Source organism: Streptomyces griseoloalbus, from assembly GCA_014650015.1.
GTDB classification, from domain to species: Bacteria; Actinomycetota; Actinomycetes; order Streptomycetales; family Streptomycetaceae; genus Streptomyces; species Streptomyces griseoloalbus.
Genome location: BMUD01000003.1, coordinates 123234 through 149830, shown reverse-complemented (window position 1 = coordinate 149830; position 26597 = coordinate 123234). Strand labels below are relative to the sequence as shown.

The window sequence follows — 26597 nt, the reverse complement described above, 5'->3', positions numbered from 1 at the left end:
CCGGTACGGAGTGAAGCGTTCCGAAGTTGTCCGGAACGAGGCGCGTGCGCGGGCGCCCGCCGGGTGTCCCCGCGGGCGCCCGGAGCCGACTAAGAGGCCTTGCGCGCCTCTTCCTTGACCCGTTCCGCGACCTGGGGCGGCATGGGCTCGTGTCGCGCGTACCGACGGCTGAAGCGGGCGGTGCCGTGCGACAGGGAGCGCAGGTCGACGGCGTAACGGCCGATCTCGATCTCCGGGACCTCGGCCTTGACGAGGGTGCGGCCGCCGGCCGTCTGCTCGGTGCCGAGCACCCGGCCGCGCCGGCCGGACAGGTCGCTCATGACGGCGCCGACGTAGTCGTCACCGACCAGGACGCTCACCTCGGCCACCGGCTCCAGCAGATGGATCTTCGCGTCCGAGGCCGCTTCCCGCAGGGCCAGCGCGCCCGCCGTCTGGAACGCGGCGTCGGAGGAGTCCACCGAATGCGCCTTGCCGTCGAGGAGGGTCACGCGTACGTCGATCAGCGGATGCCCGGCGACGACGCCCTTGCCGGCCTGGGCCCGTACGCCCTTCTCGACCGAGGGGATGAACTGCCGCGGCACGGCGCCGCCGACCACCTTGTCCACGAACTCGATGCCCGAGCCGTTCGGCAACGGCTCCACCTCGATCTCGCAGATGGCGAACTGACCGTGCCCGCCGGACTGTTTGACGTGCCGGCCGCGCCCGGTGGCCCTGCCGCCGAACGTCTCCCTGAGCGACACCCGGTGCGGTACGACGTCGACCTGGACGCCGTAGCGGCTGCGCAGGCGTTCCAGGGCCACGTCCGCGTGTGCCTCGCCCAGGCACCACAGCACCACCTGGTGGGTGTCCTGGTTCTGCTCCAGCCGCATCGTCGGGTCCTCGGCCACCAGCCGGGCCAGGCCCTGCGACAACTTGTCCTCGTCCGGTTTGCTGTGCGCCTGGATGGCCAGCGGCAGCAGCGGATCGGGCATCTCCCACGGCTCCATGAGCAGCGGCTCGTCCTTGGCGGACAGGGTGTCGCCGGTCTCCGCGCGGCCGAGCTTCGCCACGCACGCGAGATCGCCCGCGATGACGTGCGACACCGGCCGCTGCTGCTTGCCGAACGGTGTGGACAGGGCGCCGATCCGCTCGTCGACGTCGTGGTCCTCGTGGCCCCGGTCGGCCAGCCCGTGCCCGGAGACATGGACGGTCTGGTCGGCCCGCAGGGTGCCGGAGAAGAGCCGGATCAGGGAGAGCCGGCCGACGTAGGGGTCGGAGGAGGTCTTCACGACCTCCGCGACCAGGGGCGCGTCGGGGTCGCACGGCTTGAGCTCGCGCGGCCTGCCGTCGACCGTGGTCACACGCGGGGTGCCGTGCTCCAGCGGGGTCGGGAAACCGCCGGTGATCAGCTCGAGCAGCTCGACCGTGCCGAGCCCCTGGCGGGCGCCCTCGGCGGCGGGGGCGGAGGCCAGGACGGGGAAGAACGCCCCGCGCGCTACCGCCCGCTCCAGGTCCTCGACCAGCGTCTCGACGTCCACCTGCTCGCCGCCGAGGTAGCGGTCCATGAGGGTCTCGTCCTCGCTCTCGGCGATGATCCCCTCGATCAGCCGGCTGCGGGCCTCCTCGATCAGCGGCAGCTGCTCCTCGCCGGGCTCGGACTCCTTGCGCTCGCCCGTGGAGTAGTCGAACAGCTTCTGCGACAGCAGTCCGATCAGGCCGGTCACGGGCGCGTGCCCGTCGGGCCCGGCCGGTCCGTGCAGCGGCAGGTACAGCGGCAGCACGGCGTCGGGGTCGTCCGCGCCGAAGGTCTCCGCGCAGACCCGCGTCATCTCGTCGAAGTCGGCGCGGGCCGCCTCCAGATGCGTGACGACGAGGGCGCGCGGCATGCCGACGGCCGCGCACTCGTCCCACACCATGCGGGTCGGGCCGTCCACGCCGTCCGAGGCCGAGACGACGAAGAGGGCCGCGTCCGCCGCCCGCAGACCGGCCCTGAGTTCCCCGACGAAGTCGGCGTATCCGGGGGTGTCCAGTAGGTTGACCTTGATGCCGTCCCATTCGAGCGGCACCAGCGAGAGCTGCACGGAGCGCTGCTGCCGGTGCTCGATCTCGTCGTAGTCGGAGACGGTGCCGCCGTCCTCCACGCGGCCCGCCCGGTTCACCGCTCCCGCGCTCAGCGCGAGAGCCTCCACCAGAGTCGTCTTGCCCGATCCGGAGTGGCCGACCAGCACCACATTCCGTACGGACGCGGGGTGGTCGGCCGCCTGTGCCCTGCCGGCGGCTCCGGGGTGTGTACGCGCCTTGTCGCCCATGGTCCTGCCTCCCGTGCACGGTGAGGTCACTGTGGGCGCGGACCCGCGGAATCCGCGTGCGGTGCGGCTCCGGCGACGCCCGCGGTCATTCGAGCTTTCCACTCCCGTCACGGCGCGTCCATACGAAGGACGTGATCGCGGCGTGCCGCCCTGCTCACGGCGGTGCCGGCCGCGGCTGCGGCGGGGCTCGGCGGCGGCGCCCGGGTGCCCCGCCGTCGGCCACGCGCGCGCGTGGCTACGATTGGGCCCGCCGGGTGGCCAGCAGGGGCCGCGCGGCCACACCGACCCTCGGGAAGGCCATGCTGAACAAGTACGCGCGTGCATTCTTCACGCGTGTCCTCACACCGTTCGCCGCGTTTCTCATCCGGCGGGGGGTCAGCCCCGACACGGTCACCCTCATCGGCACCGCGGGTGTGGTCGCGGGCGCGCTGGTCTTCTACCCCATGGGCGAGTTCTTCTGGGGCACGGTCGTGATCACCCTGTTCGTGTTCTCCGACCTCGTCGACGGCAACATGGCCCGCCAGCTGGGGCGCTCCAGCCGCTGGGGCGCCTTCCTGGACTCCACCCTCGACCGGGTCGCCGACGGGGCGGTCTTCGGCGGTTTCGCCCTGTGGTACGCGGGCGGCGGCGACGACAACGTCCTGTGCGCGGTGTCGATCTTCTGCCTCGCCAGCGGCCAGGTGGTGTCGTACACCAAGGCGCGCGGCGAGTCGATCGGCCTGCCGGTCGCCGTCAACGGGCTGGTCGAGCGAGCCGAACGGCTGGTGATCTCGCTGGTCGCGGCCGGTCTCGCGGGCATGCACGCCTTCGGTGTGCCCGGCATCCAGTACCTGCTGCCGGTCGCCCTGTGGATCGTGGCCGTCGGCAGCCTGGTCACGCTGATCCAGCGGGTCGTCACCGTGCGCCGGGAGTCCGCCGAGGCGGAGGCCGCGGAACGGCAGGAGCCCCAGGGGAGCGAGGCCGCGAAGTGAGCGCGCAGGATCGGCTGACCGACGCCCTGTACGGCGCCGGCTGGAGCACGGTGAAGCGACTGCCCGAACCGGTCGCCGTCCGTCTCGGCCGGACCATCGCCGACCTCGCCTGGAAACAGCGCGGCGAGGGCGTGCTCCGGCTGGAGAGCAACTACGCGCGGGTGGTGCCCGATGCGAGCCCCGCGCGGCTCGCCGAGCTGTCCCGCGCGGGCATGCGGTCGTATCTGCGCTACTGGATGGAGTCCTTCCGGCTGCCCGCCTGGAGCACCGAGCGCATCGCGGCCGGCGTCGACGTCGAGGGCATGCACCACGTGACCGACGGCCTGGCGGCCGGCAAGGGCGTCATCGTCGCGCTGCCGCACCTCGCCAACTGGGATCTCGCCGGCGCCTGGGTCACCACCGCGCTCGGCATACCGTTCACCACCGTCGCCGAGCGCCTGAAGCCGGAGACGCTGTACGACCGGTTCGTCGCCTACCGCGAGAGCCTCGGCATGGAGGTGCTGCCGCACAGCGGCGGCTCCGCCTTCGGCACCCTGGCCCGGCGGCTGCGCGGCGGCGGACTGGTCTGCCTGGTCGCCGACCGTGACCTGTCCGCCTCCGGCGTCGAGGTCGACTTCTTCGGCGAGCGGGCCCGGATGCCGGGCGGCCCCGCGCTGCTCGCCCAGCACACCGGGGCACGGTTGCTGCCGGTGACCCTCTGGTACGACGATTCGCCGGTGATGCGGGGCCGGGTCCACGCACCGGTCGAGGTCCCCGAGTCGGGTACGCGCCCCGAGAAGACGTCTGTCATGACACAGGCGCTCGCCGACGCCTTCGCCACGGGGATCGCCGACCATCCGGAGGACTGGCACATGCTGCAGCGCTTGTGGATCAAGGACCTCGACCCCGCGCGGGACCCCGCGACGGACCCCGAGAACGACCGGAAGGGGACCTCGTGAGGATCGGCATCGTCTGCCCGTACTCCTGGGACGTACCGGGGGGTGTCCAGTTCCACATCCGGGACCTGACCGAGTACTTCATCCGCCTCGGCCACGAGGTGTCCGTGCTCGCCCCGGCCGACGACGACACCCCGCTGCCGCCGTACGTCGTCTCGGCGGGCCGCGCGGTGCCCGTGCCGTACAACGGGTCGGTGGCCCGGCTCAACTTCGGTTTCCTGTCGGCCGCGCGCGTGCGGCGCTGGCTGCACGAGGGCGCGTTCGACGTCGTCCACATCCACGAGCCGACCTCGCCCTCGCTCGGCCTGCTGACCTGCTGGGCGGCCGAGGGACCGATCGTCGCCACCTTCCACACGTCCAACCCGCGCTCCCGGGCCATGATCGCCGCGTACGCGATCCTCCAGGCCGCCCTGGAGAAGATCAGCGCGCGGATCGCGGTGAGCGAGTACGCCCGCCGCACCCTCGTCGAGCACCTGGGCGGGGACGCGGTGGTCATCCCGAACGGCGTCGACGTCGACTTCTTCGCCCGTGCCGAACCGAAAGCCGAGTGGCAGGGCGACACCATCGGCTTCATCGGCCGGATCGACGAGCCCCGCAAGGGCCTGCCGGTGCTGATGAAGGCCCTGCCCAAGATCCTCGCCGCCCGCCCGCAGACGCGGCTGCTGGTCGCCGGCCGCGGCGACGAGAAGGAGGCGGTCGAGCCGCTGCCCCGGGAGCTCCGCTCGCGCGTGGAGTTCCTCGGCATGGTCAGCGACGAGGACAAGGCCCGCTTCCTGCGCAGCGTCGACCTGTACGTGGCGCCGAACACCGGTGGCGAGAGCTTCGGCATCATCCTGGTCGAGGCGATGTCCGCGGGCGCGCCGGTGCTCGCCTCCGACCTGGACGCCTTCGCCCAGGTCCTCGATCAGGGGTCGGCGGGCGAGCTGTTCGCCAACGAGGACGCGGACGCGCTCGCCGAGGCGGCCGTGCGGCTCCTCGACGACCCGGAACGCCGCGCGGGGCTGCGCGAACGCGGCAGCGCCCACGTCCGCCGCTTCGACTGGTCGACGGTCGGCGCGGACATCCTGTCGGTCTACGAGACGGTGACGGCGGGCGCGGCGGCGGTGGCGGCGGACGACCGCGCGACGGGACTGCGCGCCCGGTTCGGGCTGGCCCGGGACTGACCCGGCCGTCGGCCCGCCCGGAGCCCGAGGCAGCGGCTGCGCGGGCTGGAGGGGGCAGGGGAGCGGCCCCAGGCACGGAATCCGCGGCCGGCGGTACTAGCCTTGCCGCCCGTGACCGCAACCCTCATCTGGATCCTCGTCGCCCTCGTCGCCATCGGCCTCTATCTGAGCTGGACGGCCGGACGGCTGGACCGGCTGCACGCCCGGATCGACGCCGCCCGTGCCGCGCTCGACGCACAGTTGCTGCGCCGTGCCTCCGTCGCCCAGGAACTGGCGACCTCGGGCGTGCTCGATCCGGCCGCCTCGATCGTGCTGTACGAGGCGGCGCACGCCGCGCGGCAGGCGGTCGAGGAACAGCGCGAGGTCGCCGAGAGCGAGCTGAGCCAGGCGCTGCGCGCGGTCTTCGGCGACGCGCATCAGGTGGACGCGGTCAGAGAGGCGCCCGGGGGAGTGGAGGCGGCGTCGGAGCTCGCCGAGGCGGTCCGCAGGGTGCCGATGGCCCGCCGCTTCCACAACGACACCGTACGGGCGGCACGGGCGCTGCGACGGCACCGCAAGGTGCGCTGGTTCCGGCTGGCGGGACACGCGCCCTTCCCGATGGCCTTCGAGATGGACGACGAGCCGCCGGCCGCCCTGATCGAGCGGGCGGCCTAGGTGTTCTGTCCCGGGAGGTTGTGGACGGGTGAGCCAGGTCTCGGTTGAGGGATCTTGAAATGGGTGAGGGCCTTCCGGTTCGGTGTGGATTGCGACGTCTACACCAACCAGAAAGGCCCTCGTGCCCCACCGTAATGCACCCCTGACCGAGACCGGCCGGCTGCGCCTGGCCCGCTGCGTGGTCGAGGACGGCTGGCCCCTGCGCCGGGCCGCCGAGCGCTTCCAGGTCTCGCCGACCACCGCCCAACGATGGGCCGAGCGGGATCCGGTCACGCGCCAGGCCGCCACCGACCGAAAAGGATCCACCGCCTTCCCATTGGCCCTTGCTGTGGACTGGTCCGTTCACGTTTCCTCGGTGCTGCAGAAACCCCCTCTTTCCCCTCAGCGAGGTCATCCGTGTCCAGCACGCTCTCCGAAAACCAGGGTCCCGAGACCGGCACCGCGCGCGTGAAGCGCGGCATGGCCGAGCAGCTCAAGGGCGGCGTGATCATGGACGTCGTCACGCCGGAGCAGGCGAAGATCGCCGAGGACGCCGGCGCCGTCGCCGTCATGGCCCTGGAGCGGGTCCCGGCCGACATCCGCAAGGACGGCGGCGTGGCCCGCATGTCCGACCCGGACATGATCGAGGGCATCATCGACGCGGTCTCCATCCCGGTGATGGCCAAGTCCCGCATCGGCCACTTCGTCGAGGCCCAGGTGCTGCAGTCCCTCGGTGTCGACTACATCGACGAGTCCGAGGTCCTCACCCCGGCCGACGAGGTCAACCACTCCGACAAGTGGGCGTTCACCACCCCCTTCGTCTGCGGTGCCACCAACCTGGGCGAGGCCCTGCGCCGCATCGCCGAGGGCGCCGCCATGATCCGCTCCAAGGGCGAGGCCGGCACCGGCAACGTCGTGGAGGCCGTGCGCCACCTGCGCCAGATCAAGAACGAGATCGCCCGGCTGCGCGGCTACGACAACAACGAGCTGTACGCCGCCGCCAAGGAGCTGCGCGCCCCGTACGAGCTGGTCAAGGAGGTCGCCGAGCTGGGCAAGCTCCCGGTCGTGCTGTTCTCCGCCGGCGGTGTCGCCACCCCGGCCGACGCCGCGCTGATGCGCCAGCTCGGCGCCGAGGGCGTCTTCGTCGGCTCCGGCATCTTCAAGTCCGGCGACCCGGCCAAGCGCGCCGCCGCCATCGTGAAGGCCACCACCTTCTACGACGACCCGAAGATCATCGCGGACGCCTCCCGCAACCTGGGCGAGGCCATGGTCGGCATCAACTGCGACACCCTCCCCGAGGCCGAGCGCTACGCCAACCGCGGCTGGTAACCCCCTCATGACCGAAGCACCTGTCATAGGCGTCCTGGCTCTCCAGGGCGACGTACGGGAACACCTCATCGCCCTGGCCGCGGCCGACGCCGTGGCCAGGCCGGTGCGGCGCCCCGAGGAACTCGCCGAGGTCGACGGCCTCGTCGTCCCGGGCGGCGAGTCCACCACGATCTCCAAGCTGGCCGTCCTGTTCGGGCTGATGGAACCCCTGCGCGCACGCGTGCGCGACGGCATGCCCGTCTACGGCACCTGCGCCGGCATGATCATGCTCGCCGACAAGATCCTCGACCCCCGCTCCGGTCAGGAGACCGTCGGCGGCATCGACATGATCGTGCGCCGCAACGCCTTCGGACGGCAGAACGAGTCCTTCGAGGCCGCGGTCGGTGTCAAGGGCGTCCCGGGCGATCCGGTGGAGGGCGTCTTCATCCGGGCCCCCTGGGTGGAGTCGGTCGGTGCCGGGACCGAGGTCCTCGCCGAGCACGACGGACACATCGTCGCGGTCCGTCAGGACAACGCTCTGGCCACGTCGTTCCACCCGGAACTGACCGGCGACCACCGCGTGCACGGCCTGTTCGTCGACATGGTGCGGGCGAAGCGGACAGCCGAGTCCTTGTAGGATTCCTGCGTTCGTTGCAGAGCTGGGTTACGCGAAGGAGACAGGCAGATGTCCGGCCACTCTAAATGGGCCACGACGAAGCACAAGAAGGCCGTGATCGATGCCAAGCGCGGCAAGCTCTTCGCGAAGCTGATCAAGAACATCGAGGTCGCCGCGCGTATGGGCGGTGTCGACCTGGAGGGCAACCCCACCCTCTACGACGCCGTTCAGAAGGCCAAGAAGCAGTCGGTGCCGAACAAGAACATCGACTCCGCCATCAAGCGCGGTGGCGGTCTCGAGGCCGGTGGCGCCGACTACGAGACGATCATGTACGAGGGCTACGGTCCGAACGGCGTCGCGGTGCTCATCGAGTGCCTCACCGACAACCGCAACCGTGCCGCCTCGGACGTGCGTGTCGCGATGACCCGCAACGGCGGCTCCATGGCCGACCCGGGCTCGGTGTCGTACCTGTTCAACCGCAAGGGCGTGGTGATGGTCCCCAAGGGCGAGCTGAGCGAGGACGACGTCCTCGCCGCCGTCCTGGACGCGGGCGCCGAGGAGGTCAACGACCTCGGTGAGTCCTTCGAGGTGCTCAGCGAGGCCACCGACCTGGTCGCCGTGCGCACCGCTCTGCAGGACGCCGGGATCGACTACGACTCCGCCGAGGCCAACTTCGTCCCGACCATGCAGGTCGAGCTGGACGAAGAGGGCGCCAAGAAGATCTTCAAGCTGATCGACGCCCTGGAGGACAGCGACGACGTGCAGAACGTCTTCGCCAACTTCGACGTGAGCGACGAGATCATGGAGAAGGTCGACGCCTGACGCCGCCGCGGGCTTCAGCAGGCTCGACGGGCCGACGGGACGCTCCCGTCGGCCCGTTCCCTTGCCGGGCGTTGTCGGTGGCACCCGATAGCCTGCACAAACAGGCGATCGAAAGGCAGGGGTTGGCGTTGCGTGTGCTGGGGGTGGACCCGGGGCTGACCCGGTGCGGTGTCGGTGTCGTGGAGGGCGTCGCCGGACGGCCGCTCACCATGCTCGGCGTGGGAGTGGTCCGCACGCCGGCGGACGCCGACCTCGGCCACCGCCTCGTCGCCGTCGAGCAGGGCCTCGAACAGTGGCTGGACGAGCACCGGCCCGAGTTCGTCGCCGTGGAGCGCGTCTTCAGCCAGCACAACGTCCGTACGGTGATGGGCACCGCCCAGGCCAGCGCCGTCGCCATCCTGTGCGCCTCCCGCCGCGGCATCCCCGTCGCGCTGCACACCCCCAGCGAGGTCAAGGCCGCCGTGACCGGTTCCGGCCGTGCCGACAAGGCACAGGTCGGCGCCATGGTCACCCGGCTGCTGCGGCTCGACGCGCCGCCGAAGCCCGCCGACGCCGCCGACGCCCTCGCGCTCGCCATCTGCCACATCTGGCGCGCCCCCGCCCAGAACCGGCTGCAGCAGGCCGTCGCCCTGCACGCCGCGCAAGCCCCGCGGACAGCGCGAGTCCCGCGGACAGCGCAAGCCCCGCGGACTCCGCAAGCCCCGCACGTCTCGAATACCCCCCACACATCGAAAGGCCGTACGGCATGATCGCCTTCGTCAGCGGCACGATCGCCGCCCTCGCGCCCGACGCCGCGGTGGTCGAGGTGGGCGGTGTCGGCATGGCCGTCCAGTGCACGCCGAACACGCTGTCCACGCTCCGCGTCGGCAAGCCCGCGAAACTCGCCACCTCCCTCGTCGTCCGCGAGGACTCCCTGACCCTGTACGGCTTCACCGACGACGACGAGCGCCAGGTCTTCGAACTGCTGCAGACCGCCAGCGGCGTCGGACCCCGGCTGGCCCAGGCGATGCTCGCCGTGCACACCCCCGACGCCCTGCGCAGAGCCGTCTCCACCGGGGACGAGAAGGCGCTGACCGCCGTCCCCGGCATCGGCAGGAAGGGCGCCCAGAAGCTGCTCCTGGAGCTGAAGGACCGCCTCGGCGAGCCGGTCGGCGCCCCCGCCGTCGGCGCACCCGTCACCACCGGCTGGCGCGACCAGCTGCACGCCGCCCTGATCGGCCTCGGATACGCCACCCGCGAGGCCGACGAGGCCGTGTCCGCCGTGGCGCCCCAGGCGGAGGCCGCCGAGGGCACTCCGCAGGTGGGGCAGCTGCTGAAGGCGGCCCTGCAGACGCTGAACCGCGCCCGATAGCCCGTACGGAGAGCTGAGGCATACGCACATGAACTGGGACGACACGACCGACGCCGCCGCCGACGAGCGGCTGGTGGGCCCTGTCGCCGACCGCGAGGACCAGGCCGTGGAGGCCGCCCTGCGCCCCAAGGACCTGGGCGAGTTCATCGGCCAGGAGAAGGTCCGCGAGCAGCTCGACCTGGTGCTGCGCGCCGCCCGGGCGCGCGGGGCCACCGCCGATCACGTACTGCTCTCCGGTGCCCCCGGCCTCGGCAAGACCACCCTCTCGATGATCATCGCGGCCGAGATGGAAGCCCCCATCCGCATCACCTCGGGCCCGGCGATCCAGCACGCCGGCGATCTCGCGGCGATCCTCTCCTCCCTCCAGGAGGGCGAGGTCCTCTTCCTCGACGAGATCCACCGCATGTCCCGGCCCGCCGAGGAGATGCTCTACATGGCGATGGAGGACTTCCGCGTCGACGTGATCGTCGGCAAGGGCCCCGGCGCCACCGCCATCCCCCTCGAACTGCCCCCCTTCACCCTGGTCGGGGCCACCACCCGGGCCGGCCTGCTGCCGCCCCCGCTGCGCGACCGCTTCGGCTTCACCGCGCACATGGAGTTCTACGAGCCGGGCGAGCTGGAGCGGGTCGTCCACCGTTCGGCGAGCCTGCTCGACGTGGAGATCGACCCGGCGGGCGCCGCCGAGATCGCCGGCCGTTCCCGCGGCACCCCCCGCATCGCCAACCGCCTCCTGCGCCGTGTCCGCGACTATGCGCAGGTCAAGGCGGACGGCCTGATCACCAGGGACATCGCCGCCGCGGCCCTCGCGGTCTACGAGGTCGACGCCCGCGGCCTGGACCGGCTGGACCGGGCCGTGCTCGAGGCGCTGCTCAAGCTGTTCGGCGGCGGACCGGTCGGTCTGTCCACGCTCGCCGTCGCGGTGGGGGAGGAGCGTGAGACCGTGGAAGAGGTGGCGGAACCCTTCCTGGTACGGGAGGGCCTGCTCGCCCGCACCCCGCGCGGGCGGGTCGCCACCCCGGCGGCATGGGCCCATATCGGCCTGACGCCGCCCCGCGCACAGGCCGCCGGAAACGGACAAGGGGACCTGTTCGGGGCGTGACGGCGAGCACGATGGCCCAGGCAGGAACGTCGGTGCCATGCTGAGCGTTGTTCCCTGCGCGCGGACTCGCTTAGACTCCGCCGATGCCACCGTTGTCGGCGGCATCGCATACCCCCAACCATCAGGCCGTTCACCATCGCGGTCGTGTGAAGGAAGTTCCGACCCGTGAGTCTCCTGACCCTCCTCCCGTTCATTGTGCTCATCGGGGCCATGTTCCTGATGACCCGGTCGGCCAAGAAGAAGCAGCAGCAGGCCATCGACATGCGGAACCAGATGCAGCCCGGTTCCGGAGTCCGCACCATCGGGGGCATGTACGCCACGGTCAAGGAGGTCAGCGAGGACACGGTCCTCCTCGACGCCGGCCCGGGTGTGGAGCTGCTGTTCGCCAAGAACTCGATCGGTGCCGTCCTGACCGACGAGGAGTACAACCGCATCGTCCACGGCATCGAGCACGACCTGAAGTCCGACGCCGACATCGTCCCCGACGACGCCTCTTCCCTCACCGAGACCGACGACTCCTCCGACGCTGCCGCCGCCTCCGACGACACGCCTGTCGACCTCGGCAAGAAGGACGCGGCCGACGAGCCGGCCGACGCCGACACCACCGACCAGGCCAGGGCGGACGCACAGTCGAAGAAGTCCGACGGCGACTCCGAGGCGAAGTAGTCGTGTCCCGGGGTGCGCGGGTGCGGCCCGCGCACCCCGGGACATGCCCAGCTCGCACGGAATCCCGACACCATGTCATGGCCGCCCGCTCCTTGACCCGGGGCGAGGCGGCCCGAGAGGGAGTACGAGAAGGTGGCAGCACCTAAAAAGGGCGGGAACGCGGGCGCCCAGAGCAAGCCGTGGCGCTCGCTGGCCCTGATCCTGATCGCCATCGTGGCGCTCACGGGGGGCATGTTCGCATCCGGGCACACCACTCCGCGTCTCGGTATCGATCTGGCCGGTGGTACGAGCATCACGCTGGCGGCGGTCCCGGAGGCGGGCCAGGAGTCCGCGATCAACAAGACCAACATGGACACGGCGGTCTCCATCATGGAGCGCCGTGTCAACGGTCTCGGTGTCTCCGAGGCGGAGGTCCAGACGCAGGGCACCCGCAACATCATCGTCAACATTCCCAAGGGCACGAACTCCAAGCAGGCCCGGGAACAGGTCGGCACCACCGCGAAGCTCTACTTCCGTCCCGTCGTCGCCACCGAGCTCGCCGGCGGCGGCGCCGCTCCCACGCCCAGCGCGACCAGCGAGGGCTCGGAGCAGGACTCCGGCAAGGACAAGGCGACCGACACGGCCACGGAGAAGGCCACCGACGGCTCGTCCCCGTCCGCCTCCGGCAGCCCGTCGTCGAGCGCCACCACCCAGGGCCGCGCGGTCACCGACGCCCTGAAGGCCGACGAGACGCCGTCCGCCTCCGCGAGCGGTGCCGCCGGCGACAAGGCCAGCCCCTCCCCCTCCGCGACCGGCGGCACCTCCGGCGACGCGGAGAACAAGCTGCAGGCCCAGTACGCCGCGCTCGACTGCACCAAGGAGAGCGTCCGCGCCACGGCCGGTGACGGTGCCAAGTCCACCGAGTCGACCGTGGCCTGCGGCCAGAACTCCCAGGGCCAGTGGCAGAAGTACATCCTCGGCCCGGCGGCGGTCGACGGCACGGACGTCGACGATGCCCAGGCCGTCCTGAACACGCAGACCGGTGCCGGCTGGACCGTCACCATGGACTTCACGGACAAGGGCGCCAAGAAGTTCGCGGACATCACCGGCCAGCTCGCCCAGAAGCAGTCCCCGCAGAACCAGTTCGCCATCGTCCTGGACGGCGAGGTCGTCTCCGACCCGTACGTCAGCCAGGCGCTGACCGGCGGCAACGCCGAGATCTCCGGCAACTTCAACCAGCAGTCCGCGCAGGACCTGTCGAACATGCTGTCCTACGGTGCCCTGCCGCTGACCTTCCGCGAGGACAGCGTCACCACCGTCACCGCCGCCCTCGGTGGTGAGCAGCTGAAGGCCGGCCTGATCGCCGGTGCCATCGGCCTCGCGCTGGTCGTCCTCTACCTGCTGGTCTACTACCGCGGCCTGTCCTTCATCGCGGTCCTGTCGCTGCTGGTCTCCGCGGCTCTCACCTACGTGATCATGTCGCTGCTCGGCCCGACCATCAATTTCGCGCTGAACCTGCCGGCCGTGTGCGGTGCCATCGTCGCGATCGGTATCACGGCGGACTCGTTCATCGTGTACTTCGAACGGGTCCGGGACGAGATCCGCGAGGGCCGCACCCTGCGTCCCGCCGTGGAGCGGGCCTGGCCGCGGGCCCGGCGCACCATCCTCGTCTCGGACTTCGTGTCGTTCCTCGCCGCCGCCGTGCTCTTCATCGTCACCGTCGGCAAGGTCCAGGGCTTCGCGTTCACGCTGGGCCTGACCACCGTGCTCGACGTCGTGGTGGTGTTCCTCTTCACCAAGCCGCTGCTGACGCTGATGGCCCGACGGAAGTTCTTCGCGAGCGGCCACAAGTGGTCCGGTCTCGACCCGAAGGCCCTGGGCGCCAAGCCGCCGCTGCGCCGCACCCGCCGTCCCGTCCGCCCGGCCGCCGGCCCCGTCGACCCGAAGGAGGCGTGAGAGATGTCGAAGCTCGGCAACCTCGGCGCCCGACTGCACCACGGCGAGGTCGGCTACGACTTCGTCAAGAACCGCAAGATCTGGTACGGCATCTCCATCCTGATCACCATCACGGCCATCCTCGGCCTGACGGTGCGCGGCCTCCACATGGGCATCGAGTTCCAGGGCGGAGCGGTCTTCACCACCCCGAAGAACATGAGCGTCTCGGTCGCCACGGCCGAGGGGTACGCGGAGGACGCCTCCGGCCACGACGCCATCGTCCAAAAGCTCGGCGACGGCAGCATGCGCATCCAGGTCGCGGGCATCGACACCAACACGTCGGACAAGATCAAGGACACGCTCGCCGAGGACCTCAAGGTCGACGCCGAGCAGATCAACGCGGAACTGGTCGGTCCCAGCTGGGGTGAGCAGATCGCCAACAAGGCCTGGCAGGGCCTCGGCATCTTCCTCATCCTGGTCGTGCTCTATCTGGCGATCGCCTTCGAGTGGCGCATGGCGCTCGCCGCGTTCGTCGCGCTGATCCACGACATCACCATCACGGTCGGCATCTACGCCCTCGTCGGCTTCGAGGTCACACCGGGCACGGTGATCGGTCTGCTGACCATCCTCGGCTACTCGCTCTACGACACGGTCGTGGTCTTCGACAGCCTCAAGGAACAGACCAGGGACATCACCAAACAGACCCGCTGGACCTACAGCGAGATCGCCAACCGCTCCATCAACAGCACCCTGGTCCGCTCCGTCAACACCACGGTGGTCGCGCTGCTGCCCGTGGGGGGCCTGCTGTTCATCGGTGGCGGTGTCCTCGGCGCCGGCATGCTGAACGACATCTCGCTGTCCCTGTTCGTCGGCCTCGCCGCCGGTGCGTACTCCTCGATCTTCATCGCCACCCCGCTCGTCGCCGACCTCAAGGAGCGCGAGCCGGCGATGAAGTCACTGAAGAAGCGCATCCTGGCCAAGCGGGCCCAGGAGGCGGCCACGGGCGAGTCCGAGGACAGCGCGGTCTCCGACGAGGACTACGGCGACGAGCCCGAGGACGCCGCACCCGCGGTCGTCGGCCCGCGCAACCAGCCGTCCTCCCGCGGCCGAGGCCGCGGCCGTCCCTCCGGGAAGCGCCGATGACGGAAATCGCCGACCTCTCGACCCTGCTGCTCAGCCGCATCCGGGACGTGGCGGACTACCCCGAGCCGGGCGTGATGTTCAAGGACATCACCCCGCTCCTGGCGGACCCCGCGGCGTTCGCCGCGCTCAGCGACGCCCTGGCCGGCATCGCCCGGAGCACGGGCGCCACCAAGGTCGTCGGCCTGGAGGCCCGGGGCTTCATCCTCGGCGCCCCGGTCGCCGTCCGCGCGGGCCTCGGCTTCATCCCCGTACGCAAGGCGGGCAAGCTCCCCGGAGCCACCCTCAGCCAGGCGTACGACCTGGAGTACGGCTCCGCCGAGATCGAGGTCCACGCGGAGGACATCTCGGCGGACGATCGCGTCCTGGTGGTCGATGACGTCCTTGCCACCGGAGGCACTGCCGAGGCGTCGGTCCAGCTGATCCGCAGGGCGGGCGCCGAGGTCGCGGGCCTCGCCGTGCTGATGGAGCTCGGTTTCCTCGGGGGCCGCGCCCGTCTGGAACCGGCCCTGGCCGGCGCTCCGCTGGAGGCGCTGCTCACGGTCTGACCGGCGACGGCACAGACACACAGCCCCTGACCACCCCACGCAGGCGGACCCGGAGGAATCCGGCGTCCGCCTCGTGCGTTTCCGGGGTAGACGGTCTTCACACAGCTCCGCGGGCGATCCGCCGGCGTTGCATGGCTACCATGGGGTTTCCGGAGCCTGACCGGGGGACCCGGATCGCGCACGAGGAGTCCTCTTGCCAGACGAGGCCCAGCACCTGACCGCCGCCAAGCCCGAGTCCGCCTCGGCGGCCGCGGCGAAGCCCGCGCCGAGCGCGCCCCAGGCGACGAACGACACCCGCGGGCCGGTCCAGCATGCCCAGGCCGCCCCCGTCGACAAGCCCGAGCAGCCGCGCCCCAAGCCGCCCCCGCCCGAGCGCTCCGCACCCGCGGTCCGCCCGAACACCGGACAGCCCGCCCGCTCCGGCTCCTCCAACCGTGTCCGTGCCCGCCTCGCCCGGCTCGGCGTGCAGCGCGCGAACCCGTACAACCCGGTGCTGGAGCCGCTGCTGCGGATCGTGCGCAGCAACGACCCCAAGATCGAGAACGCCACGCTCCGCCAGATCGAGAGCGCCTACCAGGTCGCAGAGCGCTGGCACCGCGGCCAGAAGCGCAAGAGCGGCGACCCGTACATCACGCATCCGCTCGCCGTCACCACCATCCTGGCCGAGCTCGGCATGGACCCGGCGACCCTGATGGCCGGACTGCTGCACGACACGGTGGAGGACACCGAGTACGGCCTGGAGCAGCTCCGCCGCGACTTCGGCGACACCGTCGCCCTCCTCGTCGACGGTGTCACCAAACTGGACAAGGTCAAGTTCGGTGAGGCCGCGCAGGCCGAGACCGTGCGCAAGATGGTCGTCGCCATGGCCAAGGACCCCCGGGTCCTGGTCATCAAGCTCGCAGACCGCCTGCACAACATGCGCACCATGCGCTACCTCAAGCGCGAGAAGCAGGAGAAGAAGGCGCGCGAGACCCTGGAGATCTACGCGCCGCTCGCCCACCGCCTGGGCATGAACACCATCAAGTGGGAGCTGGAGGACCTCGCCTTCGCGATCCTCTACCCCAAGATGTACGACGAGATCGTCCGCCTGGTCGCCGAGCGAGCCCCCAAGCGCGACGAGTACCTCGCGATCGTGACCGACGAGGTCCAGCAGGACCTGCGCGCGGCCCGCATCAAGGCGACCGTCACCGGCCGCCCGAAGCACTACTACAGCGTCTACCAGAAGATGATCGTCCGCGGCCGTGACTTCGCGGAGATCTACGACCTGGTGGGCATCCGCGTCCTCGTGGACACCGTCCGCGACTGCTACGCGGCCCTCGGCACGGTGCACGCGCGATGGAACCCGGTCCCCGGCCGGTTCAAGGACTACATCGCGATGCCCAAGTTCAACATGTACCAGTCGCTGCACACCACGGTCATCGGCCCCGGCGGCAAGCCCGTCGAGCTGCAGATCCGCACCTTCGACATGCACCGTCGCGCCGAGTACGGCATCGCCGCGCACTGGAAGTACAAGCAGGAGGCCGTCGCCGGCGCCTCCAAGGTCCGCACCGACGCCCCCCGCTCGTCCGGCAAGGACAAGGACGCCATCAACGACATGGCGTGGCTGCGGCAGCTCCTGGACTGGCAGAAGGAGACCGAGGACCCCGGCGAGTTCCTCGAGTCGCTGCGCTTCGACCTCTCCCGCAACGAGGTCTTCGTCTTCACACCCAAGGGCGACGTCATAGCGCTCCCGGCGGGTGCCACCCCGGTCGACTTCGCGTACGCGGTCCACACCGAGGTCGGCCACCGCACCATAGGGGCGCGGGTCAACGGCCGTCTCGTACCGCTCGAATCCACCCTCGACAACGGCGATCTGGTGGAGGTCTTCACCTCCAAGGCCGCCGGCGCCGGCCCCTCCCGCGACTGGCTCGGGTTCGTCAAGTCCCCGCGCGCCCGCAACAAGATCCGCGCCTGGTTCTCCAAGGAGCGCCGCGACGAGGCGATCGAGCAGGGCAAGGACGCCATCGTCCGCGCGATGCGCAAGCAGAACCTGCCGATCCAGCGCATCCTCACCGGCGACTCGCTGGTCACACTGGCGCACGAGATGCGCTACTCGGACATCTCCGCGCTGTACGCGGCGATCGGCGAGGGCCATGTCTCCGCGCAGAACATCGTGCAGAAGCTGGTCCAGGCGCTCGGCGGCGAGGAGGCGGCCAGTGAGGAGATCGACGAGACGGTCCCGCCGGCCCGCGGCCGCAGCCGCAAGCGCCGCTCCAGTTCCGATCCGGGCGTCATCGTCAAGGGTGTCGAGGACGTGTGGGTCAAGCTGGCCCGCTGCTGTACGCCGGTGCCCGGTGACCCGATCATCGGCTTCGTGACCCGGGGCAGTGGCGTGTCGGTGCACCGCAGTGACTGCGTCAACGTCGACTCGCTGTCCCGCGAGCCCGAGCGGATCCTCGAGGTCGAGTGGGCGCCCACCCAGTCGTCGGTGTTCCTGGTCGCCATCCAGGTCGAGGCCCTGGACCGCTCCCGGCTGCTGTCGGACGTCACGCGCGTGCTGTCCGACCAGCACGTCAACATCCTCTCCGCGGCCGTCCAGACCTCCCGCGACCGAGTCGCCACCTCCCGCTTCACTTTCGAGATGGGCGACCCCAAGCATCTCGGGCACGTCCTGAAGGCCGTACGGGGCGTGGAGGGCGTCTACGACGTCTACCGCGTGACGTCGGCCCGCAACCGCACGTAGGACACACCGACCCGCGCGCAGGACACACGAAAGCGGGACACACGAAAGCGGGGCTCCCGTACCGAGGTACGGGAGCCCCGCTTTTTCACCTTCGAGCCGACCTCAGCCGCCGAACTCCTGCAGACCCTTCAGCGCCTGGTCCAGCAGGGCCTGGCGGCCCTCCAGCTCCCGCCCGAGCTTCTCCGCCTTGGCGGTGTTGCCCTGCGCCCGAGCCTGCTCGATCTGGCCCTTCAGCTTGTCCACGGCGGCCTGGAGCTGGCCGGTCAGACCCGCGGCACGCGCGCGTGCCTCCGGGTTCGTCCGGCGCCACTCGGCCTCCTCGGCCTCCTGCAGGGCCCGCTCCACGGTGTGCATCCGGCCCTCGACCTTCGGGCGGGCGTCCCGCGGCACATGGCCGATGGCCTCCCAGCGCTCGTTGATCGCGCGGAACGCCGCCCGCGCGGCCTTCAGATCCGTGACCGGCAGGAGCTTTTCGGCCTCCCCGGCCAGCTCCTCCTTGAGCTTGAGGTTCTCGGCCTGCTCCGCGTCCCGCTCGGCGAAGACCGAGCTGCGGGCGGCGAAGAAGACGTCCTGGGCGCCGCGGAAGCGGTTCCACAGGTCGTCCTCGTGCTCGCGCTGCGCGCGGCCCGCGGCCTTCCACTCCGACATCAGCTCGCGGTAGCGGGCGGCCGTCGGCCCCCAGTCCGTCGAGCCCGACAGCGACTCGGCCTCGGCGACCAGCCGTTCCTTGGTCCGGCGGGCCTCCTCGCGCTGCGCGTCCAACTGCGCGAAGTGCTGCTTGCGCCGCTTGGAGAACGCCGAGCGCGCGTGCGAGAACCGGTGCCACAGCTCGTCGTCGGACTTGCGGTCCAGGCGCGGCAGGCCCTTCCAGGTGTCCACCAGGGACCGCAGCCGCTCACCGGCAGCCCGCCACTGGTCGGACTGCGCCAGCTCCTCCGCCTCGACGACCAGCGCCTCCTTGGCGTGGCGCGCCTCGTCGGACTGCTTGGCCCGCTGCGCCTTGCGCTCCTCGCGACGCGCCTCCACCAACTCCACGAGCTTGTCCAGCCGCTTCCTGAGGGCGTCCAGGTCACCGACCGCGTGATGGGCGTCGATCTGCTCACGCAGGTGCCCGATCGCGGTCTGCGCGTCCTTGGACGACAGGTCGGTGGTCTTCACTCGCTTCTCGAGGAGGCCGATCTCGACAACCAGGCCCTCGTACTTGCGCTCGAAGTAGGCCAGCGCCTCATCGGGAGAGCCGGCCTGCCAGGAACCGACGACCTGCTCGCCGTCGGCCGTACGCACGTACACGGTCCCCGTCTCGTCGACGCGGCCCCACGGGTCGCTGCTCACAGCGCCTCCTCCACATGATGCCGTCGAGGGGCCTCGAAGCTCCCCCGGGCATCGTCCACAGTTTCGTCACGGCCAACATAGGCGACCGACGGGATGCCTGTCCGCATCCCGCGCGACCGAACTTCCGCAGTTGGGGGTCAGGATTTGGAGACGGCCGCCTTGTCGATCACGACCGTCGCGTTGGGTGCTCCGTCGCCCGCTCCGGTGCTCTCCCCGGCACCGGCGATCTTCTTCAGCACCTTCATGCCGGCCTCCGAGATGGTGCCGAACGGTGTGTAGCTGGGCGGAAGCTGGCTGTCCTGGTAGACCAGGAAGAACTGGCTGCCGCCACTGTCCTTCTGCCCGGTGTTGGCCATGGCGACCGTGCCCGCCGGGTAGATGTTGTCCTTCAGGCTTTTGTCCTTCAGGTTCTCGTCCGGGATCGTGTAGCCGGGACCTCCGGTGCCGGTGCCCGTCGGGTCACCGCACTGCAGCACGTAGATGCCGTTCGTGGTGAGCCGGTGGCACTTGCTGTGGTCGAAGTAGCCCTTCTTCGCGAGGAAGTCGAAGGAGTTGACGGTGTGCGGTGCCGCCGACGCCTTCAGCGCCACGTCTATCGCGCCACAGGTCGTGTCGAGCTCCAGGGTGTACTTCGCCGACTTGTCGATGGACATCGCCGGCTCCTTCTTCCAGGTCTCCGACTTGACCTTGCCCTCGGCGGGCTTGTCGCACGGGTCGGGCGCCTTGCTCGGCGCCGAGGCGCTCGGCGTGACCTCCGCGTTCGCGTTGGTCTTGTCGTCGTCCTGCTTCAGCGTCCCGGTCGTGTACAGCGCGAGGCTGCCCACGAGGACCACACCGAGCACGGACGCGATCACCGAGTTGCGGATCCGCGACTTGCGCCGCGTTTCGGTGCGCCGCTGCTGCTGCCGCAAGAACTTCTCCCGGGCGAGCTGACGCCGCCGCTGTTCCTGGCTGACCACCGGGTTGTCTCCTCATGCGTCTCGTGTGCCGGCCGGTACGCGTGCGTGCGTGCGGTGAGCCGACCGCCTGCGTGTGCCCCGTACCGTATATGGGTTCGCTGAGGAATCGGCAGCGCCGGTAGGCTCTGACCACGGGCGCAGCCCCGTCGCAAGCCTCCCGTATCGACACAACGAAGGACGATCGTGCTCATTGCCGGGTTCCCCGCCGGGGCCTGGGGGACGAACTGTTATCTCGTCGCCCCCGCCGCCGGTGAGGAGTGCGTGATCATCGACCCCGGCCACCAGGCCGCCCCCGGAGTCGAGGAGGCGGTCAGGAAGCACCGGCTCAAGCCCGTCGCCGTCGTCCTCACCCACGGCCACATTGACCACGTCGCCTCGGTCGTCCCGGTGTGCGGAGCGCACGGCGTACCGGCCTGGATCCACCCCGAGGACCGCTACATGATGAGCGACCCCGAGAAGGCGCTGGGCCGCTCCATCGGGATGCCCCTGATGGGCGAGCTGACCGTGGGGGAGCCGGACGACGTTCACGAACTGACCGACGGCACACGGCTGGAACTGGCGGGTCTGGAGCTGACGGTCGCGCACGCGCCGGGCCATACCAGGGGGTCGGTGACCTTCGGCCTGCCCGAGGCGGCGGACATCCCGCCGGTCTTCTTCTCGGGCGACCTGCTGTTCGCCGGCTCCATCGGACGCACCGACCTGCCCGGCGGTGACATGGCCGAGATGCTCGACTCGCTGGCCCGCGTGTGCCTGCCGCTCGACGACTCGACCGTGGTGCTGTCCGGCCACGGCCCCCAGACGACCATCGGCCAGGAGCGTGCCACCAACCCGTATCTGCGGCAGGTGGCGGCAAGCCGCCGGGATCCCGGCGCGGATGTGGACGCTCCCCGACGAGGAATGTGACGAGAGACTTCGTGAGCACCTTCAAGGCCCCCAAGGGCACGTACGACCTGATCCCGCCCGACAGCGCCAAGTACCTCGCCGTCCGTGAGGCGATCGCCGCCCCGCTGCGCAACTCCGGCTACGGCTACATCGAGACGCCCGGCTTCGAGAGCGTCGAGCTGTTCGCACGCGGTGTCGGCGAGTCCACCGACATCGTGACCAAGGAGATGTACGCCTTCGAGACCAAGGGCGGCGACCGGCTCGCCCTGCGCCCCGAGGGCACGGCCTCCGTGCTGCGCGCCGCCCTGGAGGCCAACCTGCACAAGGCCGGCAACCTCCCGGTCAAGCTCTGGTACTCCGGCTCGTACTACCGCTACGAGCGCCCCCAGAAGGGCCGCTACCGCCACTTCTCCCAGGTCGGCGCCGAGGCGATCGGCGCGGAGGACCCGGCCCTGGACGCCGAGCTGATCATCCTGGCCGACCAGGCGTACCGCTCGCTGGGCCTGAGCGACTTCCGCATCCTGCTCAACAGCCTGGGCGACAAGGAGTGCCGCCCCGTGTACCGGGACGCCCTGCAGGACTTCCTGCGCGGCCTGGACCTGGACGAGGACACCCTGCGCCGCGCGGAGATCAACCCGCTGCGCGTCCTGGACGACAAGCGGGAATCGGTACAGAAGCAGCTGACCGGCGCGCCGCTTCTGCGGGACTACCTCTGCGACGCCTGCAAGGCCTACCACGAGGAGGTCCGTGAGCTGATCTCGGCTGCGGGCGTGGCCTTCGAGGACGACCCCAAGCTGGTGCGCGGCCTGGACTACTACACGCGCACCACCTTCGAGTTCGTCCACGACGGTCTCGGCTCCCAGTCCGCCGTGGGCGGCGGCGGCCGCTACGACGGCCTGTCCGAGATGATCGGCGGCCCCGCGCTGCCGTCCGTCGGCTGGGCCCTCGGCGTCGACCGCACGGTGCTGGCCCTGGAAGCGGAGGGCGTCGAGCTCGGACTCCCCGCCACCACCAGCGTGTTCGCGGTGCCGCTCGGTGAGGAGGCCCGCCGGGTGCTGTTCGCGAAGGTCACCGAGCTGCGCAAGAACGGCGTGGCCGCCGACTTCTCGTACGGCGACAAGGGATTGAAGGCCGCGATGAAGGCCGCCAACCGCTCGGGCGCCCGCTACGCCCTGGTGCTGGGCGAGCGCGACCTCGCCGAGGGCGTCGTCCAGCTCAAGGAGATGGAGTCCGGCGAGCAGACGGCGGTCGGCATCAACGAGATCGTGGCGGAGCTGGAGTCACGGCTCGGCTGATCCCTCCCGCGACCATCGAGGCGCCGGATGCCCACGGAGGGCACCGGCGCCTTCGCGCGTCAACGTGCGAACGCGGCTCCCCCGGCCGGATGAACCCGGGGGAGCGTATGTGCGGCCGTCCCCCAGGCGTCGGCCGAAACCGAACGCCCACGGGCGAACGCCGGTATGTCCTTATGCCCGCACAACGGCGCATGCACAGCCCCGTACGGCACAATGGCCCCTGCCCGAAGCAGGTCCACACTCCTCCAGTGACGGAATCGGCGTGATGAGCAAGACGACAGTCAGGGACGTCGACATGCAGCCCGAACCCTCGCCCTCGCCGGAACGCACCGCCCCCGCGCCGCGCACCGAGGGCGCGAGCCGGGCGTTCGCCCTGCTCCTGGTGATCACCGGCGCGGCCGGTGTGCTCGCCGCCTGGGTGATCACGCTGGACAAGTTCAAGCTGCTCGAGGCCAAGGTCAAGGGCGAGACGTTCGTCCCCGGGTGCAGCCTCAACCCCGTCGTCTCCTGCGGCAGCGTGATGGAGAGCGACCAGGCCTCCGTCTTCGGCTTCCCCAACCCGATGCTCGGCCTCGTCACCTACGGCATCGTCGTCTGCGTCGGCATGAGCCTGCTCGCCCGGGCCCGCTTCCCGCGCTGGTACTGGCTCACCTTCAACGCGGGCACGCTCTTCGGCGTCGTCTTCTGCGCCTGGCTGATGGTCCAGTCCCTCTACCGGATCAACGCCCTGTGCCTGTGGTGCTGCCTGGCCTGGGTCGCCACGATCATCATGTTCTGGTACGTGACGTCGTTCAACGTCCGTCAGGGCTTCCTGCCCGCCCCGGGCTGGCTGAAGAGCTTCTTCGGCGAGTTCACCTGGGTCCTGCCGGTCCTGCACATCGGCATCATCGGCATGCTGATCCTGACCCGCTGGTGGGACTTCTGGACCGGCTGATCGCCCCGCGACGGACTGTCGGTGCGGTGCCTTAGGGTTTCAGCGTGGAGCCCGACCTGTTCACCGCCGCAGCAGAAGAACGCCAGGAGAAGGACCCGACCGGCAGCCCCCTGGCGGTCCGGATGCGCCCGCGCACCCTCGACGAGGTGGTGGGCCAGCAGCATCTGCTGAAGCCCGGCTCCCCCCTGCGCAGACTGGTCGGCGAGGGAGCCTCGGGCCCCGCGGGCCCCTCCTCGGTGATCCTGTGGGGGCCGCCCGGCACCGGCAAGACGACCCTGGCCTATGTCGTCTCCAAGGCCACCAACAAGCGTTTCGTCGAACTGTCGGCGATCACCGCGGGCGTCAAGGAGGTCCGCGCGGTCATCGACGGCGCCCGCCGCGCCTCCGGCGGGTACGGCCAGGAGACCGTCCTCTTCCTCGACGAGATCCACCGCTTCAGCAAGGCCCAGCAGGACTCCCTGCTCCCGGCCGTGGAGAACCGCTGGGTCACCCTGATCGCCGCGACCACCGAGAACCCGTACTTCTCGATCATCTCCCCCCTGCTCTCCCGGTCCCTCCTGCTCACCCTCGAGCCGCTCACCGACGACGACATCCGGGACCTGCTGAAGCGTGCGCTCACCGACGAGCGGGGCCTGAAGAGCGCCGTCACCCTCCCCGAGGACACCGAGAACCACTTCCTGCGCATCGCCGGCGGTGACGCCCGCCGCGCGCTGACCGCGCTGGAGGCCGCCGCGGGGGCCGCGCTCGACAAGGGCGAGCCGGAGATAACCCTGGTCACCCTGGAGGAGACGGTCGACCGGGCGGCGGTGAAGTACGACCGCGACGGCGACCAGCACTACGACGTCGCCAGCGCCCTGATCAAGTCCATCCGCGGCTCCGACGTCGACGCCGCCCTGCACTACCTGGCCCGCATGATCGAGGCCGGCGAGGACCCGCGCTTCATCGCCCGCCGGCTGATGATCTCCGCCAGCGAGGACATCGGCCTCGCCGATCCCAACGCGCTGCCCATCGCGGTCGCCGCGGCCCAGGCCGTCGCCATGATCGGCTTCCCCGAGGCCGCCCTGACCCTCAGCCACGCCACCATCGCCCTCGCCCTCGCCCCCAAGTCCAACGCGGCCACCACCGCGATCGGCGCCGCCCTGGACGACGTACGCAAGGGACTGGCCGGGCCCGTGCCGCCGCATCTGCGCGACGGGCACTACAAGGGCGCGGCCAAACTGGGGCACGCGCAGGGGTACGTGTACCCGCACGACCTGCCCGAGGGCATCGCCGAACAGCAGTACGCGCCGGACGCCCTGAAGGACCGCTCCTACTACGAGCCCACCCGGCACGGCGCGGAGGCCCGGTACGCGGACGCGGTGGAGTGGACCAGGAAGCACCTGGGTCGGAAGCGGTCCTGACCGCCCTGTAGACTTTCCCGCAGTGCTGCGTCCCGTGTCCGGCTCCGGTCGGCGCCTCAGGCGGGACATCCAGCCGGATCCTTCGATCCAGGAGCGTCGCGCACCGTCGTAGGTGTCGCGGGCAGCCCACCACCACCCGTCAGTTCCGGGACCGGTCGGTGGGCCGTTCGTGTGCTGCACGTATGTGCCCAGACCAGGGGAGCGGCTGCCTGACACGTCCCTCGTGGACCTGTCGGGAATTCCCCCGGCTGCGGATGCGACCTCCCGTAACCCTGAGGCAGCCGAAAAGGAAAAGGAAAAGAAGTGGCGAACCAGTCCCGCCCCAAGGTCAAGAAGTCGCGTGCCCTCGGCATCGCGCTGACCCCGAAGGCCGTCAAGTACTTCGAGGCCCGTCCGTACCCGCCCGGCGAGCACGGCCGTGGCCGCAAGCAGAACTCGGACTACAAGGTCCGTCTGCTGGAGAAGCAGCGTCTGCGCGCGCAGTACGACGTGTCCGAGCGCCAGCTCGTCCGCGCCTACGAGCGTGCCTCCAAGGTCCAGGGCAAGACCGGTGAGGCCCTGATCATCGAGCTGGAGCGTCGTCTCGACGCCCTGGTCCTGCGTTCGGGCATCGCCCGCACGATCTACCAGGCCCGCCAGATGGTCACCCACGGCCACATCCAGGTCAACGGCAAGAAGGTCGACAAGCCCTCCTTCCGTGTCCGCCCGGACGACGTCGTGCAGGTGCGTGACCGCAGCAAGGAGAAGACCCTCTTCACGATCGCTCGTGAAGGCGGCTTCGCCCCCGACGGTGAGACCCCGCGCTACCTCCAGGTGAACCTCAAGTCCCTGGCCTTCCGCCTGGACCGTGAGCCGAACCGCAAGGAGATCCCGGTGATCTGCGACGAGCAGCTCGTCGTCGAGTACTACGCCCGCTGACCCCAGCAGGCACGCGGTATCCCGGCCCGCCGTCTCCCCGCCCCACAGGGCGGGCGAGGCGGCGGGCTCTTCTTCACCCGGTACCGGAGCCGTTTCCCTCCGCGCCGGCGCTCGCGCACTGCGCACCGGAGCCCCACGCGACTGCGCCGGCCGCGGACGGTAATCCGGTACGGAGTCGCGTCACCGGCGCGATAGGCTCGGTCACACGACTTTCTCGATGTTCAGGCGCGTTTCAAGGGAGCGGGTGCACACAGTGTCCGGTGGCGAGGTGGCCGGAATCCTGGTGGCCGTCTTCTGGGCGATCCTGGTCTCCTTCCTCGCCGTCGCGTTGGCGAGGCTGGCCCAGACGCTCCGGGCGACCACCAAGCTCGTGGCGGATGTGACCGATCAGGCCGTCCCGCTGCTGGCCGATGCCTCCTCGGCGGTGCGTTCCGCGCAGACCCAGATCGAACGGGTCGACGCGATCGCCTCCGACGTCCAGGAGGTCACCTCCAACGCCTCCGCGCTGTCGACCACCGTGGCCTCGACCTTCGGCGGCCCCCTGGTCAAGGTCGCCGCCTTCGGCTACGGCGTGCGCCGGGCCGTCAGCGGCCGCAAGGAAGACGCCCCGGCCAAGGCGTCGAGGCGTACCGTGATCGTGGGCCGTACCGTCCCGGGCGCGCGGCGGGACAAGCGGACCCGGGGAAAGAGGGACTGACCCA

At 70.6% G+C, this 26597-nt stretch carries 24 protein-coding genes and 1 pseudogene; 22 read left to right on the top strand and 3 right to left on the bottom strand.

Going from position 1 to position 26597, the window contains the following annotated elements:
- Positions 1–89: 89 nt before the first annotated feature.
- Positions 90–2288: an elongation factor G-like protein EF-G2 gene (locus IE178_RS05900; RefSeq protein WP_193511539.1), complete on the bottom strand. Its 2199-nt coding sequence runs from the start codon at positions 2286–2288 to the stop codon at positions 90–92.
- Positions 2289–2587: 299 nt separating this feature from the next.
- On the opposite strand from IE178_RS05900, the gene pgsA reads away from it, so the two are divergent.
- The 16 genes and pseudogenes from pgsA (at position 2588) to relA (ending at position 18176) form a co-directional block, all read left to right on the top strand.
- The gene (gene pgsA, locus IE178_RS05895; RefSeq protein WP_184765626.1) at positions 2588–3259 is read left to right on the top strand and encodes a phosphatidylinositol phosphate synthase; all 672 of its coding nucleotides are present in this window, start codon (positions 2588–2590) and stop codon (positions 3257–3259) included.
- Complete coding sequence (locus tag IE178_RS05890) at positions 3256–4197, top strand: phosphatidylinositol mannoside acyltransferase (protein ID WP_193511538.1); 942 nt, start codon at positions 3256–3258, stop codon at positions 4195–4197. The genes pgsA and IE178_RS05890 overlap by 4 nt, the downstream gene beginning before the upstream one ends.
- A complete protein-coding gene (locus tag IE178_RS05885) occupies positions 4194–5357 on the top strand; it encodes a glycosyltransferase family 4 protein (protein WP_184765628.1) in 1164 nt (387 codons plus the stop codon). Before IE178_RS05890 ends, IE178_RS05885 begins: the two co-directional genes overlap by 4 nt.
- A 111-nt stretch (positions 5358–5468) precedes the next feature.
- A complete protein-coding gene (locus IE178_RS05880; RefSeq protein ID WP_184765629.1) occupies positions 5469–6011 on the top strand; it encodes a hypothetical protein in 543 nt (180 codons plus the stop codon).
- A gap of 121 nt (positions 6012–6132) precedes the next feature.
- Positions 6133–6273 (top strand): annotated as a pseudogene (locus IE178_RS05875) (helix-turn-helix domain-containing protein); the annotation flags it as partial.
- A 134-nt stretch (positions 6274–6407) separates the two neighbouring features.
- Positions 6408–7319 (top strand): pyridoxal 5'-phosphate synthase lyase subunit PdxS, encoded by a 912-nt coding sequence (gene pdxS / locus IE178_RS05870; RefSeq protein ID WP_184765630.1) that lies wholly within the window; start codon positions 6408–6410, stop codon positions 7317–7319.
- Positions 7320–7326: 7 nt separating this feature from the next.
- Positions 7327–7935 carry a pyridoxal 5'-phosphate synthase glutaminase subunit PdxT gene (gene pdxT, locus IE178_RS05865; protein WP_184765631.1) on the top strand — a complete coding sequence of 203 codons (609 nt, stop codon included), beginning with the start codon at positions 7327–7329 and terminating at the stop codon, positions 7933–7935.
- A 48-nt stretch (positions 7936–7983) separates the two neighbouring features.
- Positions 7984–8736, top strand: a complete 753-nt coding sequence (locus tag IE178_RS05860; RefSeq protein ID WP_184765632.1) for a YebC/PmpR family DNA-binding transcriptional regulator — start codon at positions 7984–7986, stop codon at positions 8734–8736.
- Between the two features lie 128 nt (positions 8737–8864).
- Entirely contained in the window at positions 8865–9485 is a 621-nt protein-coding gene (gene ruvC / locus IE178_RS05855) for a crossover junction endodeoxyribonuclease RuvC (protein ID WP_193511537.1), read from the top strand.
- A complete protein-coding gene (gene ruvA, locus IE178_RS05850) occupies positions 9482–10087 on the top strand; it encodes a Holliday junction branch migration protein RuvA (protein ID WP_184765634.1) in 606 nt (201 codons plus the stop codon). The genes ruvC and ruvA overlap by 4 nt, the downstream gene beginning before the upstream one ends.
- 28 nt (positions 10088–10115) lie before the next feature.
- The gene (gene ruvB, locus IE178_RS05845) at positions 10116–11186 is read left to right on the top strand and encodes a Holliday junction branch migration DNA helicase RuvB (RefSeq protein ID WP_193511536.1); all 1071 of its coding nucleotides are present in this window, start codon (positions 10116–10118) and stop codon (positions 11184–11186) included.
- Positions 11187–11351: 165 nt separating this feature from the next.
- Positions 11352–11852, top strand: a complete 501-nt coding sequence (gene yajC, locus IE178_RS05840) for a preprotein translocase subunit YajC (RefSeq protein WP_184765636.1) — start codon at positions 11352–11354, stop codon at positions 11850–11852.
- Between the two features lie 132 nt (positions 11853–11984).
- Complete coding sequence (gene secD, locus IE178_RS05835) at positions 11985–13787, top strand: protein translocase subunit SecD (RefSeq protein WP_193511535.1); 1803 nt, start codon at positions 11985–11987, stop codon at positions 13785–13787.
- Positions 13788–13790: 3 nt separating this feature from the next.
- Positions 13791–14909, top strand: a complete 1119-nt coding sequence (secF, locus tag IE178_RS05830) for a protein translocase subunit SecF (protein WP_193511534.1) — start codon at positions 13791–13793, stop codon at positions 14907–14909.
- Positions 14906–15454, top strand: coding sequence for an adenine phosphoribosyltransferase (locus tag IE178_RS05825; RefSeq protein ID WP_184765639.1), 549 nt, complete (start codon positions 14906–14908; stop codon positions 15452–15454). The genes secF and IE178_RS05825 overlap by 4 nt, the downstream gene beginning before the upstream one ends.
- A gap of 193 nt (positions 15455–15647) precedes the next feature.
- Complete coding sequence (relA, locus tag IE178_RS05820; protein WP_184765640.1) at positions 15648–18176, top strand: GTP pyrophosphokinase; 2529 nt, start codon at positions 15648–15650, stop codon at positions 18174–18176.
- A 102-nt stretch (positions 18177–18278) separates the two neighbouring features.
- Here the strand turns inward: relA and IE178_RS05815 are convergent, their stop codons facing one another.
- Together IE178_RS05815 and IE178_RS05810 are read right to left on the bottom strand one after the other, a co-directional pair.
- The gene (locus IE178_RS05815) at positions 18279–19508 is read right to left on the bottom strand and encodes a DUF349 domain-containing protein (protein WP_184765641.1); all 1230 of its coding nucleotides are present in this window, start codon (positions 19506–19508) and stop codon (positions 18279–18281) included.
- Positions 19509–19645: 137 nt separating this feature from the next.
- Positions 19646–20467, bottom strand: a complete 822-nt coding sequence (locus IE178_RS05810) for a peptidylprolyl isomerase (protein WP_184765642.1) — start codon at positions 20465–20467, stop codon at positions 19646–19648.
- Positions 20468–20650: 183 nt separating this feature from the next.
- Between IE178_RS05810 and IE178_RS05805 the strand changes: the two genes are divergently transcribed.
- From IE178_RS05805 to IE178_RS05780, 6 genes are all read left to right on the top strand, one after another.
- Positions 20651–21370, top strand: a complete 720-nt coding sequence (locus IE178_RS05805) for an MBL fold metallo-hydrolase (protein WP_184765643.1) — start codon at positions 20651–20653, stop codon at positions 21368–21370.
- A gap of 11 nt (positions 21371–21381) precedes the next feature.
- A complete protein-coding gene (gene hisS / locus IE178_RS05800) occupies positions 21382–22644 on the top strand; it encodes a histidine--tRNA ligase (RefSeq protein WP_184765644.1) in 1263 nt (420 codons plus the stop codon).
- A 265-nt stretch (positions 22645–22909) separates the two neighbouring features.
- Positions 22910–23578 (top strand): vitamin K epoxide reductase family protein, encoded by a 669-nt coding sequence (locus IE178_RS05795; RefSeq protein WP_184765645.1) that lies wholly within the window; start codon positions 22910–22912, stop codon positions 23576–23578.
- Positions 23579–23622: 44 nt separating this feature from the next.
- Entirely contained in the window at positions 23623–24978 is a 1356-nt protein-coding gene (locus IE178_RS05790) for a replication-associated recombination protein A (protein ID WP_184765646.1), read from the top strand.
- A 303-nt stretch (positions 24979–25281) separates the two neighbouring features.
- Positions 25282–25896 carry a 30S ribosomal protein S4 gene (gene rpsD, locus IE178_RS05785; RefSeq protein WP_184765647.1) on the top strand — a complete coding sequence of 205 codons (615 nt, stop codon included), beginning with the start codon at positions 25282–25284 and terminating at the stop codon, positions 25894–25896.
- 244 nt (positions 25897–26140) lie between these two features.
- The gene (locus IE178_RS05780; RefSeq protein WP_184765648.1) at positions 26141–26593 is read left to right on the top strand and encodes a DUF948 domain-containing protein; all 453 of its coding nucleotides are present in this window, start codon (positions 26141–26143) and stop codon (positions 26591–26593) included.
- The last annotated feature ends 4 nt before the right edge of the window (positions 26594–26597 follow it).